Here is a 17517-nt window from a genome sequence, read left to right as displayed (position 1 = left end):
TTATTAGTCTTTTATTCTTTTCTTTCGATCAGGCTCTTCTTCTCTCAAGCCGGATCACTGCAATTTCAGAGGGCACGCCCACGCGGATCGGGAAGCCGTTCCAGAGGCCCGAACCCGGATGCACGTAAAGAAGCGTTCCTTCGGGACTCCGGTAGAACCCCCGCACATAGGTGCCGTTCATGATGGCTACCGCCCGATCCATTCCGATGATCTGGCCGCCATGCGTGTGGCCCGAAAGCTGGAGCGCAAATTCCTCGTTGGCGCGGTAGCGCGGGAACATCTTAGGCTGATGCGCCATCAGTATGCGGGGAACGGCTTTAGGATCCGGGGCACCCGCGAAGGTCTTCCTGACATCCGGAAGCTCGCGGCCGAAACGAGCGGCCATCGGATCGCAGACGCCGCCGAGGCAGAGTCTGGCCGGTTTGCCGTCGTTTCCCTCGACCTCAAGCACGGCGTGCTCGTTTCGCAAAACCCGGATGCCGAGTTGGGCGAACTTCTTCTCCCATCGCGGATAGTCGCCGTAGTGCTCGTGATTGCCGTCGCACCCCCAGACGCCGTATTCCGCCTTCAATTTGGCAAAGGGCGCAATGTCCTTTTCACGCCGCTCAACCGCCCCGTCGACGAAGTCGCCCGTCATGAGAATAAGCCGGGGATGAAGCGAATTGACGCGCTCGACGAGCGCTTCCGCATGAGGCTCCGTCAGAAGCGCAGAGCAGTGGGTGTCTGAGAGCTGAACGAATTCAAAGCCCTCGAGCTCCGGGGGAAGGTCCTGGATTTTCGCCGTGTGGTAGCGCACCTCGGGAACTTCAATGCCCTTCTTGATGCCGAAAGCGGCAAAGCCGACGCTCAATGCCCCCAGACCGATCGCCGTGCGGCGGTCCTGCTGCACCGCCCGATGAATTTTCTCGCCCGAACGGCCCGCAAGAACGGAAAAGAAAATCACGACTTCTCTCAAAAGCGTGAAGACCGTGAGAAAGAGCAGCACTGCTTCGCCGAAATTTCCCGCAATCAGCACTGCTCTCGGGAGTTCAGGCGAAAGCAGCCCCCCGAAGAAGAGCGTCGTGACGGTGGAAAAAAGAGAAACTGCAATGACGACGAGCGCGAGCGCCCATTTTGCGCCTTTTGCCATTCTGAGCGGGAGCACAAAGCGCCAGAGCACCCAGAGGGCCATGATCAGATGAAAGACGGCAAAACGCATGTTCTAGGAAAGCGTGACAAAGAGAGTTCTGGTCGGGAGAGAGGGATTCTCCGACAATCAGGGATTACACCCAAAGATTAACGGGAAAGCTGGAATTTGAAGCAAAAAGAGAAGATCCCGGGAACGGTCTTTTGTATCGGTTTCTTTCGGGGCTGCAGGCTGGCCTATACCGCTTCCTCTTCCTGACGGTCTACCAACGCTTCGCCCATCGTAATGCGGGAGAGTTCGCTCTCGAGCTTTCCGGCACTGGCTTCCGGAACCAGCAGTTCATAAGAGGCATCAAACCGATAGTCTGATGAAACGATGACGACGCCGAGCTGGCGCGCGAGGTTCTGAAAGCTCCCGTCGAAGGCCGGATCCATCGAAACCACATAGCGCACGAGCACCTCGCGCTCGCGCGTGGGTACGGTCTCAAGCCCGAGCTTCGCAGTCCCCTGGTAGGCGCGGACAAGACCTCCCGTGCCAAGGAGAATGCCGCCGAAATAACGGGTGACCACCACCACCACTTCGCCGATGCCGCTGTGAAGCACGGCCGTCAGCATCGGCCGGCCGGCCGTACCCTTCGGTTCGCCGTCGTCGCTCGCGCCCACCTGCGCGGTATCCCCCGGGGCGCCCGCATTGAATGCCCAGCAGTTGTGCGTCGCCTGAGCGTGCTCGGCGCGGATTTGTTCGATGAAGGCGTGCGCGGCTTCGGGCGAAGCCGCACGCGCGACGCTCACGATGAAGCGCGAGCGCCGGATGGTGTCCTCGGTTCGATGAAAGCTCCCCGGAGGAAGATCAGGAACGGGATAAAGCTCTGTCATGCGTGCAGTCAGAAGAGCAGAACGGCCAGCATCATCCAGGTAGCGGCCGGGATCACCGGCATGGAGCTGTCCATGCGGTCGAAGAACCCGCCGTGCCCGGGGAGAAGGTTCGAGGAATCCTTGATGCCGGCAAGGCGCTTCAGCATCGACTCAAAGAGGTCGCCCGCGATCGAAAGCGCAATCAGGATGGCAAGGATCACAACGCCCCAGCCGAAGCCCGCACGCTCGAAGATGAAGTTGGTGAAGACCACCTTCTGGTCGCAGAACCAATAGCAGAGAAGGAAGAAGACGATGACGATCACGTAGGCGCCGATCACGCCTTCCCAGGTCTTCTTCGGAGAAATTGCCGGGCAGAGCTTGTGCTTGCCCCAGGCGCGGCCGCAGAAGTAGGCGCAGATGTCCGCGCCCCAGATGATGAGCATCACCGAGAGAACAAGCACCCAGGTGCCCTGTTCATTGAGCCAGAGGAAGGACAAGTAGGCCGCCGGCACGAAGACTACGGCCGAGAGAAGGCACTGGAAGACATTCACCTTGAAGCCGTTCTCGCGATGGAAGAGCTCGAGGAAGAAGATCACGAACCAGGCAATCATGACGACGCCGTCGACGATGAAGAGGAACCAGTCCATCTTCGGGAGCGCCCCCGCCCAGTAGAGCGAAAACTGCGTGATCATTTCAATGGCGGAAATGAGTGCGGCCGGAACAGGCCCGAGATTGCCGATTCTCAGCCACTCGTAAAGCGCGAGGCCGAAGGCGATCGCCATCACTCCGGCAAACCAGAGGGGTCCTGCCCAGATGGCGAGAAGCAGGATGAGAAAGAGCACGGACGCAGTGGCAATGCGAAGCGACAGCATCTTGGAGGACCTATAGTAAGAAAAATCAGCCGAAAGAACGCTTCCTTCCGGGGATGGGGTCTTATCGTTTCCCGCGATTTTACTGAATCCGGAAGAACCTCTCCCTTAAGCCCGGGTCATATTGAGACGAAAAGAGCTTCCAGGCCGCTTAGGGCGCCGGAAGCCCGGAGATACAAACTCAGCTCTTCTTTCCCGGACTCCGCCCGTAAAGGAGTCCGGGAATGAAAGATTGGGATTGCGGTTAGAAGTTCCAGTTGAAACCCGTCATGAGCTCGGAAGCATCTCCCTTATAGTTGCCATTCTCCTTGGCAAGGGACTTGGCGTTGCCATGCCCCATCGAATGAGTGGCAGCCACATAGAACCAGACCGTCTTCGCAAGCTTGTATTCATAAGCAGCTGCAAAAACCGTACGCTGGAAGTCAAGATCGCTCTCACCGGCATATTCGCCGTCAAAATACTGAGCCCCAAGAATCACCTTGTGCTGCCCCGTCACATAGTCGGTACCAAGCAGCAGGCTGTAACCCGAGACGCCTTCTTCAGAGAGTGCCGGAGCGTTCTCTTCGGCATCTTCGACAGACTTGAACCAGCTGCCGCCAAGATTAGCCATGGAAATGCCGCCGCCCGTACGGAAATTTTCCTGCCACTGAGCAGCCGCCCAGATTCGGGCCTCAGGCGTGACGCGCACCCAGCCGCCGATGCCGTAGAGCTGAGCATCCTTGATATCCTGGCGGACGGATTTGGCTTTAGCCGAATCTTTATCAGCACCGATCTTCACGCTGGCCACATGACTCTGCGTGATGTTGGCCAATGCCGTCGAAACGAAGAAGTTTTGACCCTGATAGCTGAGCGCTGCAGCCAAAGTGTGATTGCGGTCGGTGTAGGCTTCCGTGTCGTCCGACGCATCGCCGAGGGAATAAGTAACGCCGCCCTTCCAGCCGGAGAAATTCGGCGACATCCAGGTGATGCCGTTGTTGACGCGGCTTGAATTGGCAAAGGTTGAACCGATGGATGCCTGGCTGTAGGACGTTCCGAACGGGTCCCACTTGGCCATACCGATCGCATAAGGCGCCATCGTCGAATGCACCGTGCCCATTCTGCCGAAGCCTACTTCACCCCAGGTCTTGGATTCCAGAGCCAGAATCGAACGACGGTTGAAAAGCTGGCCGGCCGTATCAAGATTGCCGTCATCAAGCGTGAACCCGTTCTCAAGATAAGCCTTTGCCTTGAGGCCGTTGCCGATGTCTTCCGTAACGTTGAAGCCGATACGGTTGTGCGCGCGGTTGCCGGATTCCAGCTTGAGCGTATCGTCGCCATGCTTGACCGATGTATAGCGCAGACCCGCATCAACGCGGCCGTAAATCTGAACATCCGCTGCCGCAGCAGTACCGGCAGCAACCAGAGATGCCAGGGCAAGCGCGAGATATGTCTTTTTCATTTTTGTTGTCTCCTTCGTGGGAAATTGATGTTTGGAAGAGGACAACTCCTCCAAACACACAGGTCAAATCAAAGTTTGTTTTGTTGAGTAAGTTCGCTGAAACGCCGGATAGATGCCAGCGCTCCCTTCATGCAGCCGCGCCAGAAGCCGGGATCTTCTGCGTTTTGCTTGAAGTGAGTCCCGATAATCTCATCCACGGTCATGCGCCCCGTATCGCGCAGCATGGCCTTGTAGAACGGCATGAAATCATCTCCCCGACGATCAAGCTCGGTGAGGAGTCCCTGCGATAAGAGATATCCCACCGTATACGGGTAGTTGTAGATGAGCTGATCGGTCTTGTAGTAGTGGAGCTTGTAGGCCCAGAGGTAATCGTCCGCTTCATCTGTCGTATCGCCGTACCATTCGCGCCAGGCCTCGCGCATGAGCTCGATGCAGCGATCTGCCGAAACAAGACCGGAACGACGCTCCTCAAGGAACTTCAGTTCAAACTCCATCCTCACCATCGTATTCATGAGGAAATTGGCGGCGCTGCGCAGCTCCTGCCAGAGCATTCCGAAGGCTTCGCGATCGTCTGCCCGGGCGAGCAGGTATCTGCGGATCAGCGCTTCATTGAAGGTACTTGCCGTTTCCGTAAGCGTCATCGGAAATTCAGTAAGTATTGCAGGCATGTCGCGCATCACCCAGTAGTGATAAGCATGTCCGAGCTCATGTCCCTGCTGAAGCACCGTTGTGAGCGTCCCCATGTAGGAAGTGAAGACTCTCGGCATGCGGAACTCATTCATGCGCGAATAAAAAGCTCCGCCGATCTTGTTGTCGGAGACCACAGCGTCGATCCAATGCTTTTCGAGCATCATGTCGATGAAGTCGGCCATCGCCGGATCAACGGTTCCAAGCGCCTTCTTCACAATTCCAATACCGTCGCGATAGGGAATGAGCTGCGGGACCTGACTGTCTTTTTCGGGCGCAGGCGCCATGAGGTCGAATACCGCCAGCTTCTCGCTGCCGAAAAACGGAGCACGGAGCAGGACGCTCTCGCGCACAAGATCAATCTCAGAAAGAATGGCCTGGCGCATTGCTTTGAGCGCACCTTCGCTCATGCGGTTCTGGGCAAGAGAAACCGCGAGCGGCGTTGTCCCTGCGCGTTCGAAAGCCGTCAGGCGGAAGCCGTGAAGTTCGTTGAGGAGCCCCGCATAAAGGCCCTTGCGTTCTCCATAGCTCTTCACAAGACCGGCATGAACGGAATCTCTCAGCACGCGGTCAGGCGCCCCCTTGATGACGGCAACCAATTTGGCCGCACGAATGCGTTCCTCTGTCCCATCGGAGCGTCTGGCGGTAAAGTCGACGCCTTTCTGAAATTCCTTGAAAAGGTCGCCCATCGGCGTAAAGCAGCGAACTTCGAAGTGCTCCAGCCACTCTCGATCCGAAAGCGAGAGTTTCGACTTCCAGTCATGCATCCGCTCCCGAAGCACAAAACTCCAGTCTGAGAGCGGCCTTTCGTTCCAAAGGGGACTATCCGCAGCAAGCGAAGCAATCGCAGCAAAGAGCTTTCCGGCTGCAGCATCAAGCTGAGCAGAAACTTCCGTCAGCCTTCCCTTTGCTGCAGAAACACGGCCGTCTTCCACATTCTTGGCGCCAAGACACTTCACAAAGCTCGTGAGCGAGGAGATACGCTCCCATGCATTTGAATAAATGCCGAGACGTTCCTGAATATCCTCTTCGGGACATTCGCCAAGCTGAGCGAGCCTTTCAGCTGCTGCTGCAGCCTCCCGGAGGCTTTCCTCATAACGGACGGAGCCAATGTCGCCATAGGCATCCTCCATTGTCCACTCCGGACCCTTAAGGATTGCATTGATGTCGGTTTTAGTCATTTTTTGCTCACCCGCCGTATCAGACCGCAAGCCAGAAAACAAAGATGTGATGGAAGATGAGGCCGGCAATACAAGGCACGGAAGCACGCTTCACGAGTTCAATCGGGCTCATGTTCAGCATGGCGGCAATTGCGACCACAACACCGGCAACCGGAGAAAGCGGACGGGCAATCGTCGACGCCTGATGCATCGGCAGAACGAGCGTGACGGGATTAACCCCCATATCTCGGGCGATCTTCGGCACCATCTCCACAAGCGGATAGAAGGACGCGCCGTTGGAACCCGCAATAATCGTGACGAGCGTCGTAATCACAACAAAGAGAACCGACATGCCGATCGCGCCTGCACCGACAGAGGATGCAAGGCCAACAATCGCATCCAACATGCCAAGAGCCTTGAAGCCTTCCGCGAATACGCCAGCAGCAATGACGAGCGCCACCACACCGGAAAGCGCTTTGCCCATTGCCTGAAGGCAGGCCTTCAGACCATCACCGATTTTCTTCGAGTCGAACTTCCAGCGCAGCGTTTCGCAGATCATGCCGATCACGATCGAAAGAATCATGAGAGCGGAAATATCAAGCTTGATCCAGTCAATGCAGTAGCGTGAGAACACGACGACGAGAATCATCGGCAGGAAGGGAAGAATGGCGTAGAACTTGGGCGCTGCGGTCGAGGGACGCTTCACGTCCTCGGCAAAGGTCAGCGTTTCCCCGAGATGTTCTGAAGGCTTCCAGCCTTCGCGGGCGTCGAGCCACTTCTGCCAGAACACATGTGCAATGCCCATGACGAGCACTGTCGGCAGACCTGCCGGAATCTTGTACATGAAGACATAGTCAAGAACGGAAAGTTCGCATGCCTTCGATGCTGCTGCCGTTGAACCGCCAAGAAGCACGAGGGAAGCAGCGCCCGAAGTAACGAACACGGCTCCGATGGCTTTCTTATTCATGCCGAGCGCAGCAAGCGCCGGTCCCATGAGTGCGAGGCACAGGACGCCAAGCCCGACAGCGGAAGTAATCACCATCGACACTGCCTTGCCCAGCAGGAAGGCGATGAAGACCAGCGCATAGGGAGATTTGATGAACGAAAGCGGCTTAATCGCAATATTGACGAATGCATCATTCGCACCGATGTGCGTCATGTAGGACGCAAAACCCACCATTGTCATAATGAGCAAACCGAGACCGGCAAGGCGCGTCGAAAACATGTAGCGGATGAATTCGATCACATTCAGATAATCATTGCCGGTCGGAAGTGCCTTTTTCGGCATGAATGTGCCCGTGTCGAAGATGATGGACAGAACGAGCATGGCTGCACCGCTCGCAAAAAGGACTAGAGGAGCGTATTTGCCCTTGATAATTGCCCATCCGACGACTACGAGCATTGCGCAGCCAATGAGGATGCCTGTCATGATGTTTGGTCCCTGTGGTTAGTATTTCTTATTTGCCCGGAGCCCCCTCCAGGCGCCTCCTGAAGGTATTCTCTTCAGACATCGACAACAAACTTCGGGTTTATCGGGAAGCTCAGTGCATTTTTTGCGGTTATTCCTTACCCCTAAAAGGATATAACCGTGTGATTACATCTATTGCTCACTCCCGTCACTGCCTCGAATCCAGTCGTTATGCGGGTTAATACGATGATCATCAAGAACAAACCCTTATTCGCTTCCGAAATTTCCCCCATTAGTGAGAAGAACTTCCCTGCAATTCATGCAGCCCTCACTTCCGAGAAGCTTCCCCAATGGCCGCATGCTTCCACATCATCCGTTCGTTCAGAAAATTTTCAGGCGCTCCTTTCAAGCCTTTGCATGGTAAAAAATGCCATAGCGGCGACTGTCCCGAAGGATCCGGCTGAGCTGACGCCCGATGCGGCCAACGAAACCCTTCGACTCTACGGTCGTGCCTACGATCTCGGGACATCCCTCCTCACGCTTTGTCGTGCCCATACCGGACTTTCACCCACCGCCACAGACACGGGCGCCGCCAGAGCGGAAGTTCTCGGGATTCTGGTTGAGATCAGAAACCATGCAGAACCAGCGTTTCAAGTGATCCGGAATCTGGTGGGTAATGAACCTGTTTTTGCGCGCACTCCGGAACTGAAAATCTGGAAGCGCATCTTTGACTCAGAGCCTTCCTTGGCGGATGGACTGCCTTCTGCTCTGAGCAGCTACACGGCAGAACTTGAGGCCACCCTGCTCAGTCCGCTTTCAAACCTCTTCACTCATCTCATGAGTCCTATGGCGCTGGAAGTTCGGACTCAGTCCGGAGAGATCCGCACGCAAGGCTTCGGTTCAAGCATTGCCGTCATGAAAACCTCTGATGATCCAGAACTGAGGCGCACCACATTCAATGCAATGAATGCATGGCTTGCATCCCATGGATCCGCAATCGCCGATCTGCTGAATGCCATTACGGGCTTCCGCATAACCGTTCTGAAGGCAGCAGATGCGGATCTGCTTGAGCGCGCAACACGTTCGGAACGCGTGAGTCTGCAAAGTTATCGCGCCATGTTTGATGCTATTGAAATGCGTCTTGGACGTCTGCGTCAAACAGTAGACATTCGGCAAAGTCGAATCGGCAAAGGCCCCATGCGGGTTGCCAATATCCTTGCTCCCGCCCCGGAAAGCTTCTATGCCGAAGGGCGGCCTTATGCCCGCACGCTCACCGATTTGATCAACGCCTTTGCCGCTATCGATAAAGGATTTACGCCCTTTCTGGAATCACTGCACAGCCGCAAGCAGATCGACTGCCGGCCTCTCGCACAGAATTCAGGCGGCACCTGGTGCGATGACCTTCCGGCTCTCGACGAGGTCCGCATTCTCTCCAACTATCGTCCGACCCTTGCGGGCGCATTTGCTCTTTCACATTTGCTCGGTGTGGCGCGTCATCGCTCACTCATGCATAAAGCCCCTTCTGCGAGCCGCTTCTTTCCGCTCTCCGTCACAGAAATAGCCGGCAGCTTTTATGAAGCCATCTTCACGCATCATCTTCTGACACAAGCAACTTCCCCCATCGAAAAAGTTTCCGTTCGCTGGCAGGCCCTCACTCGCATCGGCAACTTGCTTCTCACGCTCCCCGCACGACATCGACTTCTGCTTTCCATTCTTCGGGAGCGCAGTGAAAATGTTTTGCCTGTCAGCAGACTCAATCAACTTTCTGATGATGCCTGGCGACACTACTATGGAAACACAACTGTTGAAACCGACCGCTACCTTTGGGCCTACAAACAGCACTTTTATCGGATGAAGCCGATCTTCTACGATTGGCAGTACACATTCGGCTTTCTTATTGCTGCAAAGCTGGCCCGAGAATTTCTCACTTACGGGAAGAGTGCCTGCGATCTCAATATCGAAGAAATGTGGCTCGAAAGCGGAAGCATGTCCACAGAAGACTGGGTTTTGCGTCACACCGGAGACAACATTCGCAGCGTTGATTTCTGGCTCTCAGCCATTGATGCCGTTCTTGAGCCTTTTCTCAGTACGCAGCAAGCTGCTGGTTAGCTTCATCCGATCTGCCGCAGCTGCTCGCTCGTCATCCCGAAGCGCCGCTCGCGACCGATGTACCAGTTGAGCGCATCGTCAAGCGCGGCCGCATCAAAGTCGGGCCAGAGCGTATCGGTGAAGTAGAGCTCGGCATAGGCTGCCTGCCAGAGAAGGAAATTCGAGATGCGTCTTTCCCCTCCGGTGCGGATCAAAAGATCCACCTCGCCGTCGTCATGCGCAGAAAGCCGCTTTTCAATGCCTTCGAGCGTGAGGTCGCCCGCAGCGGTTGCGGCCTGAGCCGCCTGGAGCGCATCCCAGCGGCCGCCGTAATTGGCGGCAATGTTGAGATGCATGCGGTTCCCCGGCGCTGTGGCTTTCTCCGCGTGGTCGATGGCGCGCTGAAGGTCTTCCGAGAAAGCATTCCGGTCGCCGATGATGCGGATGCTGACGCCCGCCTTCAGCAAGGGCTCTTCCCAGCGGGCAAGGGCGGTCGCGAAGATTTTCATGAGGGCTGCCACTTCCGCCGCAGGACGGCGCCAGTTTTCGCTCGAAAAGGCAAAGACGGTAAGCGCCCGGATGCCGAGGCGCACCGACGCCTCCACCACGCGCTCAAGCGCAAGCACGCCCTGTCGATGGCCTTCCGCGCGCGGCAGAAACCGCGATCTCGCCCAGCGGCCGTTGCCGTCCATGATGATCGCAATGTGTCCGGGCAGGTGTGGAAGGTCGGCCATGATGGGTGCACTGAAATAATTAAAGCGGCAGAAAGTCTAGCAAAGGCGCCTCGCCTCTCTTGTGACGGATTGCAAGCAAGTCGATGCGTTTTCCAATCACGGGGAATCCCTTATTCTTGCCTCCTGTTGCCGCATATCCCACTAAACTAAGCCCCTTAGTTTTCAAGCTTTTCCAGACACTTCATCCAGCATGTCCATTCCTGAAATCCAGTCTGAAGTCATTGCCTACGCGCTCAGCACTTACACGCTTCCTTCTGCTTCAGACGTCAAGTCATATGCTTCAAATCGGAATCTTCCCGTCAAGGAGTTCAACGACGCCATCAACGAGTTTGTCGGGAAAGGATGGATCAGAGAGCCCAAGGAAGGCTACTGGGGTTCGTACGACATACTCTTTGTGACGCCCAGCGGGATCAACATGATGACGCGGCTCGTGTCGCGCAGAATATTCGACGCCGTATTCAATAAGCTTGAAAAGGTTCATCTCGATAGGGATGTCAGAGTGCACGTCACCGTCATGAAGGCCGCGGTTGACTACATCCAGAACGGACGCCTCCCGGCGCCCCTCAGCCAAACGTTCAGTGAAGATGAGATCAAGACATGGGCTTCCATGGAAGCCGCCTTCATGGTTCACCTCCTCGACTATGACCACTGGAAGCCATTCGTCGAAGCGCTTCCTGCAAAGTTCATCGCCCGCGCGGCACTGCGCAGTGCGCAGGATACCGCAGATGCTCGCGGCTTCGACGTTACCAGCGACGAGTTCAGAGACTATCTGATGCGGCACCTCTCTAAGGAAGCTGCCGCTGAATACCGCGACTGGCGCCATTACTACGCTGATTTTCTCTGCAACGGGAAGCCGCACGAGCTGCTTAAGAAAATGAACTGCGAGTCCCCGTGGTACATGATCGTGAGCGCGGCAGCCTCCATCATGGACAACGAAGCGCCCTCAAATGCCGTCTCCTGCATGAAAACCGCTCTCTCGCGCCTCCACCAGATCCACTTTGAAACCTGGTTTGAAGCCTGGCTCTATGCCATTGCGCTCTACCGGGATCGCGCAACCCCCGCATCCGTTCGGAAGCTCGAGCGAATGTTGGAGGTCAAAAGAGTCGCCGACAATATATATCTGAAGCCCGCCATTCTGATTGCCCTTCTCGGCTGCGGCAGAGATGCGAAGAAGGCTGCCGTGAGCTTCCGGGAAGATTTCATGGAAGTCCTTCGCGGGCAGTCTATTGAACGCCTCAAATATCAAATTGTCGTCCCATTTGCAATCACAGCGCTCAATTTCGGACTTCTTGAAAAAATCGACTTTATCGGCGACGGAGCCAGAAACTGGATGAGCTATCTGCCGATGCTCGATTTCGAATTCCAGCGCCTCAACGGCAAGCGCGAGGAAGCCGAAAGCATTGCCCGCAAGTACGGGATCAAACAGATGCTTCCCCATTACGACATCCGTCCGGAATGGGACCTGGTGCTCGATCGCCTGATCGCGCGCCCGGGGATCTCCAATGGCCACGGTCAGGCCTACAGTGAAGGCCAGTTCCCGACAGAGCGCATGGCATACGCCATCAACACCGACACGCCCGGTTGGGAGATTTCCATCCGGTCTCAGAAGTTCAAGGCGACGTCCCGAACCTGGCTCAAAGGCGCAGTCATCAAGCTTTCCACCTTCCTTGATCGTGCACCGAAGCTTTCCGATGAAGCTCAACGCGTCGCCACCGCCATTCATTTTGAACGTCCGAATTCGTATTGGTCGACGAGAGGCGATTACGTCTTCAACATCCCTGAAGCGATGATGGAGCTTGTCGGCTCGCAGAATGTCATTGACGCGAAGACGCTCGAACCGATCGATGTGGAAAAGAGGCCGCTCGAAATTTCGGTTCTGCGCAATGGCGATGTCTACAGCTTTACCAACAATCTCAGTCCTGAATTTGATCCTGAAAAGGACAGCACCAGCTTCACGAGAGCGAGCAGCAGCCTCATCATCGTCACCCGGCCGACGAACAATGAACTCGAGCTTTTGAAAGCGGTGCGCGGCATCAACTTCCCGCTCGCGGCTCGTGAAAAGCTCACGCACTACCTCGAAAAGCTTTCAGCCCGAACCCCCGTCATGTCCGATCTCCTCAAGGACTCCAAGCACCTTGAGAAGCAGTCGGGCGACGCACGAATCACCTTCCGCCTCGAACCCTTCGGGACGGGAACGCACCATGTCACCGCGCTCGTGCACCCGGTAGCGGAAAATCCCCTCACCTGCTCGCCCGGTGAAGGACTCGCTTTCATTGCCACCCGGATCGGCAACAAAACCGTTCAGGTCGCGCGCGATCTGAAGAAGGAACGCGAAAACTATGATGCGCTCCTCTCCGCACTCTCCAGACTCGAGGAAATGAGAGACGGCGAATTCTCCTGGGAACTTCCGGTTGCCGAAACGCTCGAAATGCTTGAAGTCCTCCGCACGCACACGGACACGGCGCTTCTCGAATGGCCCGAAGGCGTCAAATTCCGCGTCTCCCGCCCGCAGATCTTCCCCTCGAGCCTGAAGCTCTCGCTGCGCAGTCTCGGGAGTTGGTTCGAGCTCGAGGGCAAGGTTCAGATCGACGAAAAGACGGTGCTCACCGTCCAGGAACTTCTCGAGCGCCTGAGGGAATCCGAAGGCCGGTTCATTCGCCTGGGCGACGACGAATACGTCGCCCTCACGGAAAGCCTCAAAAAGGAGCTCGAACATATTGAAGGACTCGTCACTTCCCGGAAGAATGGCGAACTCCGGATCTCCGCCTTCAATGCTGACTCCATTGAAAGGCTCGGGGAGGAAGGGATTGAAATCGATTCCGATGAAGCCTTCCGGTCGCTCTGCAGCCGGATCCGCGAAGCGAAGCACTTCACGCCTGAAGTGCCCGCGGGGCTCCGTGCCGAGCTTCGCCCCTATCAGCAGGAAGGGTTCGAGTGGCTCTCGCGCCTCCTCAGCTGGGGCGCGGGCGCGCTTCTCGCCGACGACATGGGTCTCGGCAAAACCATTCAGGCGATTGCACTCCTCCTCTCCCGCGCGAAAGCGGGTCCCCAGCTCGTCGTGATGCCTGCGGCCGTTCTCTTCAACTGGAGCGACGAACTCCAGCGCTTTGCGCCGGGCCTCAAAATCAAAATGCTTCAGCAGGCCGACGATCGCAGGAAGCTCGTCGACGAGGCCCGGGCCGGCGATGTGATCCTCACGACCTACGGCATTCTTTCTGCGGAGATTGAAGCCCTGAGCAGCCGGAAATGGACGACGGTGGTGCTCGACGAAGCGCACAACATCAAGAACCGGGATACGAAGACGTCGAAGGCCGCCATGCAGCTCAAATCCTCTGCCCGCGTTCTTCTTACCGGAACGCCCCTTCAGAACAACCTCGGCGAAATCTGGAATCTCTTTGAGTTCGCGAACCCCGGCCTCCTCGGAAGCAGCCAGAGCTTTGCCGAGCGCTTCATCATTCCGATCGAGCGCAACAAGGACCGCAACTGCCAGAGGCTCCTGAAGCGCCTGATTTCGCCCTTCATCCTGCGCCGCACGAAGGCCGAGGTGCTCGACGAACTTCCCGAAAAGACCGAGGTCACGCTCCGAGTGGAACTCTCCGAAGCCGAGCGCACGCTCTACGAGAGCCTGCGAGAAACGGCGTCGCAGCGACTCGAAACCGGCGAAATCAATCCGATTGAAGCCCTCGCCGAACTCATGAAGCTTCGTCAGGCGGCGTGCGCGGCCGAACTTGTGAATCCGAAGCTCAAGCTCGAGTCCTCGAAGATCAACGCGTTCCTGAAGCTCGCCGATACGCTCATCGAAGGCGGCCACCGCGCGCTCGTCTTCAGTCAGTTCACATCCTACCTTGCGATCCTCAGGAAAGAGCTCGACAAGAAGAAAATCAAGTACCTATATCTTGACGGCGCGACGCCCGCAGGCCAACGCCAGAAGCTTGTCGACGCTTTCCAGAAGGGCGAGATGCCGCTCTTCCTCATCAGCCTCAAGGCGGGCGGAACGGGCCTCAACCTCACGGCTGCCGACTATGTCGCGATTCTCGACCCCTGGTGGAATCCGGCAATCGAGAACCAGGCCTCGGACCGCGCCTACCGCATCGGTCAGGAGCATCCGGTGACGATCTACCGCCTGATCGCTGAGAACACGATCGAGGAGAAGATCATTCGTCTGCACGAAACGAAGAAGTCCCTCGCGGATGCGCTTCTCGAAGGCTCCGACATGTCGAACCGCCTCTCGAGAGACGAGATCCTCAAGCTCCTTGCAGAAGATTGAGACGGAAAGCCTCAGCTTCCCGCTTTATTCATCCGGAATGCGGCAGGTCTTCCTGCCGCCTCAGGAAAGATAGGAGATGCGCTCCCGTTCTCGGAGCGCATCACTCAAGCAAAAAGCCCGCACTGCCGAGAAAAAGCAGGCTGCGGGCTTTCATTCAGAAGGGAATTCAGCAGGTCTTTAGACCGTCATGATTTCCTTTTCCTTCTCCGTGATCACCTTGTCGATTTCGGCGACATAGCGGTCCGTGAGCTTCTGAATATCCGTTTCCAGACGACGCTGATCGTCCTCGGAGATTTCCTTATCCTTCTCGAGACGTTCGATCTGGCCGTTGGCGTCGCGGCGAAGGTTGCGCACGGCAACCTTGGCGTCTTCGCCGAAGCCCTTCACGATCTTCGAGAGTTCGCGGCGGCGCTCTTCGGTAAGCGGAGGCAGCGGAACGCGAATAACGTCGCCCGACGTGGCCGGATTGAGGCCGAGGTCGGAATCGCGAATCGCCTTCTCAACCACCTTCACCATGTTCTTTTCCCAGGGCTGGACGGTAAGCGTGTGCGCATCACCGACGCCGACCTGCGCGACCTGGTTGATCGGAGTCGGGCAGCCGTAGTAGTCGACCTTGATCTTGTCGAGCAGGCCCGTGCTCGCGCGACCCGTGCGGATGCGCGTGAAGTCTTCGCGAAGCTTCTCGACGGTAACGCCCATCTTGTGCTCGGTCTGCTGAATAACTTCCTGAGCGGTCATAAAAAATCTCCTTGGAGCATTTCCGCCTGAAGCGCCGAACCTTATAAGCCAAAGGCTCAAGGCACATCCGATGCGGAAACTTTGAAATCACGGAATTCGGTACGAACATGGGCCGGAAAGCGAACCCTCCGGCCCATGCGCAATTTGTTATTTTATCAAAGGTCGAGCTTAGCTATGAACGAGCGTGCCTTCCTTTTCGCCGAGGACGACGCGGCGCAGCGCCCCCTTCTTGTTGATGTTGAAGACCTTGATCGGGAGCCCCTGCTCGCGGCAGAGCGCAAAGGCGGTGGCGTCCATCACCTTGAGATTCGTGCGGAGCGCATGGTCGAAGGTGATTTCGTCATACATCGTGGCGGTCGGATCCTTCTTGGGGTCGGCCGTGTAGATGCCGTCGACCTTCGTCGCCTTGAGGACGATGTCGGCCCCAACTTCCGCGCCGCGCAGCGCCGCCGTCGTGTCGGTCGTCATGAAGGGATTGCCGGTGCCCGCCGCAAAGATCACGACGCGGCCGAGGCGAAGATGACGCAGGGCCTTCCCGCGGATGTAGGGTTCAGCGACCTGTTCGATATGGAGCGCCGACTGCACGCGCGCCTCGATGCCGTTGTTGCGGCAGCAGTCCTGAAGCGCCATGGCGTTCATCACCGTGGCGAGCATGCCCATGTAGTCGCCCGTAGCGCGGTCCATGCCGGTTGCGCCGAGCGCAACGCCGCGGAAGATGTTGCCGCCGCCCACAACGATGCCGATCTGGACGCCCAGATCCAGCACGGAGCGGATTTCTTCAATCATGTGCTGAAGCACCTGGCGGTTGATGCCGAAAGCATCGTCGCCCATGAGGGCTTCGCCCGAAAGCTTCAGAAGAATGCGTTTGTACACGGGCTTACCCTGCGCTGCGTTGTCCATCGATCAACTCCTCAATGCATGACTGTTGGGAAGATTGCCGGCATCAGGCTTCAGGGACCGTGCCCGTCTGCCAAGTTCTGGCTCGGGGCGAAATTATACGCGGCTGAGCAATAGTGCTTAGAACTTTTTGCTTTCCCGACCCAGCTCTGCGGCGAAAGCGCATAAAGAAAGGACGCCCCTTCGTGCAAGGAAGGCAGCGTCCCTTTCGATTGAGGAGAATTCCCCGGGAGCTTAAGTCGGAAGCGCTTCATTTTCCAGAGATGCCCGTGCATGCACCGCCGGAATCAGAGCGTCGCTTAAATCTCCTGAGAGGAAAGTCTCCTTCAAGCCTCAAAGAAGCGATTACGCCTGCTTGGCGGCAGCGGCCTGAGCGGCCACTTCAGCAGCAAAGTCGTTGCTCTTCTTTTCAAGGCCTTCGCCCACAACGTAGAGAACGTAGGTGGCGACTTCAGCCTTGGCGGCCTTCAGAAGATCATTGATCGTCTTCTTGTCGTCCTTGACGAACGGCTGGTTGACGAGCGTGACTTCCTTCAGGAACTTCTTCACGGAGCCTTCGGCGATGCGCTCAAGCATCTGCTCGGGCTTGCCGGCTTCGCGGGCCTTTTCGATCGCGATGCGGCGTTCGGAATCGATGAGAGCGGGGTCGATGCCCGTCTCGTCGATGGCCTTCGGCTTCGAAGCGGCGATGTGCATGGCGATGTCGTGAGCGAGCTCATGATCGCCGCCGACGAGGTCGACGATGACGCCGATGCGGCTGCCGTGGACGTAGTGCGAAAGCTCGCCCTTCGCCTCGATGCGCTGGAAGCGGCGGAAGGTCATGTTTTCGCCGATCTTGCCGACGAGACCCGTGCGGACGCCGTCAACGGTGGTGCCGTCGAGCGGGAGAGCGAGGAGCTCTTCGACCGTGGCGGGGTTCTTCTCAGCGACGAGCTTGACGCTGTCGTGAGCCATCTTGAGGAACTCGGGGTTCTTCGCGACGAAGTCGGTTTCGGAGTTGACTTCGAGGATCGCGCCGAGCTTGCGGTCATGCGAAACGTAAACGACGACGACGCCTTCAGCAGCGATGCGGGCAGCGGCCTTGCTCGCCTTGTTGCCGAGCTTGACGCGCAGGATCTCCTCAGCCTTGGCCATATCGCCTTCGGCTTCGGTGAGCGCCTTCTTGCACTCCATCATCGGGGCGTCGGTCTTGAGACGCAGCTCCTTAACCTGGGCGGCGGAAATAGCAGCCATGTTCACTAACTCCAATCA

12 protein-coding genes are annotated in these 17517 nt (G+C 57.1%); 2 read left to right on the top strand and 10 right to left on the bottom strand.

Annotated elements, in window-relative coordinates:
- Window positions 1-28: 28 nt before the first annotated feature.
- The 6 genes from FG381_RS11160 to dcuC form a co-directional block, all read right to left on the bottom strand.
- Window positions 29-1198 carry a metallophosphoesterase gene (locus FG381_RS11160; protein ID WP_139688861.1) on the bottom strand — a complete coding sequence of 390 codons (1170 nt, stop codon included), beginning with the start codon at window positions 1196-1198 and terminating at the stop codon, window positions 29-31.
- A gap of 164 nt (window positions 1199-1362) precedes the next feature.
- Window positions 1363-2001, bottom strand: a complete 639-nt coding sequence (locus FG381_RS11155) for a YigZ family protein (protein ID WP_139688860.1) — start codon at window positions 1999-2001, stop codon at window positions 1363-1365.
- An 8-nt stretch (window positions 2002-2009) separates the two neighbouring features.
- The gene (locus tag FG381_RS11150; protein ID WP_139688859.1) at window positions 2010-2852 is read right to left on the bottom strand and encodes a phosphatidate cytidylyltransferase; all 843 of its coding nucleotides are present in this window, start codon (window positions 2850-2852) and stop codon (window positions 2010-2012) included.
- A gap of 241 nt (window positions 2853-3093) precedes the next feature.
- A complete protein-coding gene (locus tag FG381_RS11145; RefSeq protein WP_139688858.1) occupies window positions 3094-4287 on the bottom strand; it encodes a porin in 1194 nt (397 codons plus the stop codon).
- 68 nt (window positions 4288-4355) lie between these two features.
- Window positions 4356-6155 carry a M3 family metallopeptidase gene (locus FG381_RS11140; protein WP_139688857.1) on the bottom strand — a complete coding sequence of 600 codons (1800 nt, stop codon included), beginning with the start codon at window positions 6153-6155 and terminating at the stop codon, window positions 4356-4358.
- Window positions 6156-6174: 19 nt separating this feature from the next.
- On the bottom strand, window positions 6175-7563 hold the full coding sequence (dcuC, locus tag FG381_RS11135; protein ID WP_139688856.1) for a C4-dicarboxylate transporter DcuC: 1389 nt from the start codon (window positions 7561-7563) through the stop codon (window positions 6175-6177).
- 225 nt (window positions 7564-7788) lie between these two features.
- Here dcuC and FG381_RS11130 point away from each other — a divergent pair, with 225 nt between their 5' ends.
- Complete coding sequence (locus FG381_RS11130; RefSeq protein ID WP_139688855.1) at window positions 7789-9651, top strand: gluzincin family metallopeptidase; 1863 nt, start codon at window positions 7789-7791, stop codon at window positions 9649-9651.
- Between the two features lie 2 nt (window positions 9652-9653).
- Here the strand turns inward: FG381_RS11130 and uppS are convergent, their stop codons facing one another.
- Window positions 9654-10364 carry a polyprenyl diphosphate synthase gene (gene uppS, locus FG381_RS11125; RefSeq protein ID WP_139688854.1) on the bottom strand — a complete coding sequence of 237 codons (711 nt, stop codon included), beginning with the start codon at window positions 10362-10364 and terminating at the stop codon, window positions 9654-9656.
- A 190-nt stretch (window positions 10365-10554) separates the two neighbouring features.
- Here uppS and FG381_RS11120 point away from each other — a divergent pair, with 190 nt between their 5' ends.
- Window positions 10555-14631, top strand: coding sequence for a DEAD/DEAH box helicase (locus FG381_RS11120; protein ID WP_139688853.1), 4077 nt, complete (start codon window positions 10555-10557; stop codon window positions 14629-14631).
- 177 nt (window positions 14632-14808) lie between these two features.
- Here the strand turns inward: FG381_RS11120 and frr are convergent, their stop codons facing one another.
- The 3 genes from frr to tsf all read right to left on the bottom strand — a co-directional run bounded on the left by frr (window position 14809) and on the right by tsf (window position 17499).
- The gene (frr, locus tag FG381_RS11115; protein ID WP_374042070.1) at window positions 14809-15330 is read right to left on the bottom strand and encodes a ribosome recycling factor; all 522 of its coding nucleotides are present in this window, start codon (window positions 15328-15330) and stop codon (window positions 14809-14811) included.
- A gap of 207 nt (window positions 15331-15537) precedes the next feature.
- Window positions 15538-16269 (bottom strand): UMP kinase, encoded by a 732-nt coding sequence (gene pyrH / locus FG381_RS11110; RefSeq protein WP_139688851.1) that lies wholly within the window; start codon window positions 16267-16269, stop codon window positions 15538-15540.
- A gap of 342 nt (window positions 16270-16611) precedes the next feature.
- Window positions 16612-17499 carry a translation elongation factor Ts gene (gene tsf / locus FG381_RS11105; RefSeq protein WP_139688850.1) on the bottom strand — a complete coding sequence of 296 codons (888 nt, stop codon included), beginning with the start codon at window positions 17497-17499 and terminating at the stop codon, window positions 16612-16614.
- Window positions 17500-17517 lie beyond the last annotated feature (18 nt).

The sequence above is a fragment of the Sutterella faecalis genome (assembly GCF_006337085.1).
Lineage (GTDB): Bacteria > Pseudomonadota > Gammaproteobacteria > Burkholderiales > Burkholderiaceae_F > Sutterella > Sutterella faecalis.
Note: the sequence above shows the minus strand (reverse complement) of the source record. Positions and strands in the feature narration are given on the sequence as shown.

Excerpts from the sequence above, each read along its gene's own strand:
- uppS (WP_139688854.1), bottom strand. The coding sequence starts at position 10,364 with ATGGCCGACCTTCCACACCTGCCCGGACACATTGCGATCATCATGGAC.
- FG381_RS11140 (WP_139688857.1), bottom strand. The coding sequence starts at position 6,155 with ATGACTAAAACCGACATCAATGCAATCCTTAAGGGTCCGGAGTGGACA.
- pyrH (WP_139688851.1), bottom strand. The coding sequence starts at position 16,269 with ATGGACAACGCAGCGCAGGGTAAGCCCGTGTACAAACGCATTCTTCTG.
- FG381_RS11120 (WP_139688853.1), top strand. The coding sequence starts at position 10,555 with ATGTCCATTCCTGAAATCCAGTCTGAAGTCATTGCCTACGCGCTCAGC.
- FG381_RS11155 (WP_139688860.1), bottom strand. The coding sequence starts at position 2,001 with ATGACAGAGCTTTATCCCGTTCCTGATCTTCCTCCGGGGAGCTTTCAT.
- dcuC (WP_139688856.1), bottom strand. The coding sequence starts at position 7,563 with ATGACAGGCATCCTCATTGGCTGCGCAATGCTCGTAGTCGTCGGATGG.
- FG381_RS11130 (WP_139688855.1), top strand. The coding sequence starts at position 7,789 with ATGATCATCAAGAACAAACCCTTATTCGCTTCCGAAATTTCCCCCATT.
- frr (WP_374042070.1), bottom strand. The coding sequence starts at position 15,330 with ATGGGCGTTACCGTCGAGAAGCTTCGCGAAGACTTCACGCGCATCCGC.
- FG381_RS11150 (WP_139688859.1), bottom strand. The coding sequence starts at position 2,852 with ATGCTGTCGCTTCGCATTGCCACTGCGTCCGTGCTCTTTCTCATCCTG.
- FG381_RS11145 (WP_139688858.1), bottom strand. The coding sequence starts at position 4,287 with ATGAAAAAGACATATCTCGCGCTTGCCCTGGCATCTCTGGTTGCTGCC.
- FG381_RS11160 (WP_139688861.1), bottom strand. The coding sequence starts at position 1,198 with ATGCGTTTTGCCGTCTTTCATCTGATCATGGCCCTCTGGGTGCTCTGG.
- tsf (WP_139688850.1), bottom strand. The coding sequence starts at position 17,499 with ATGGCTGCTATTTCCGCCGCCCAGGTTAAGGAGCTGCGTCTCAAGACC.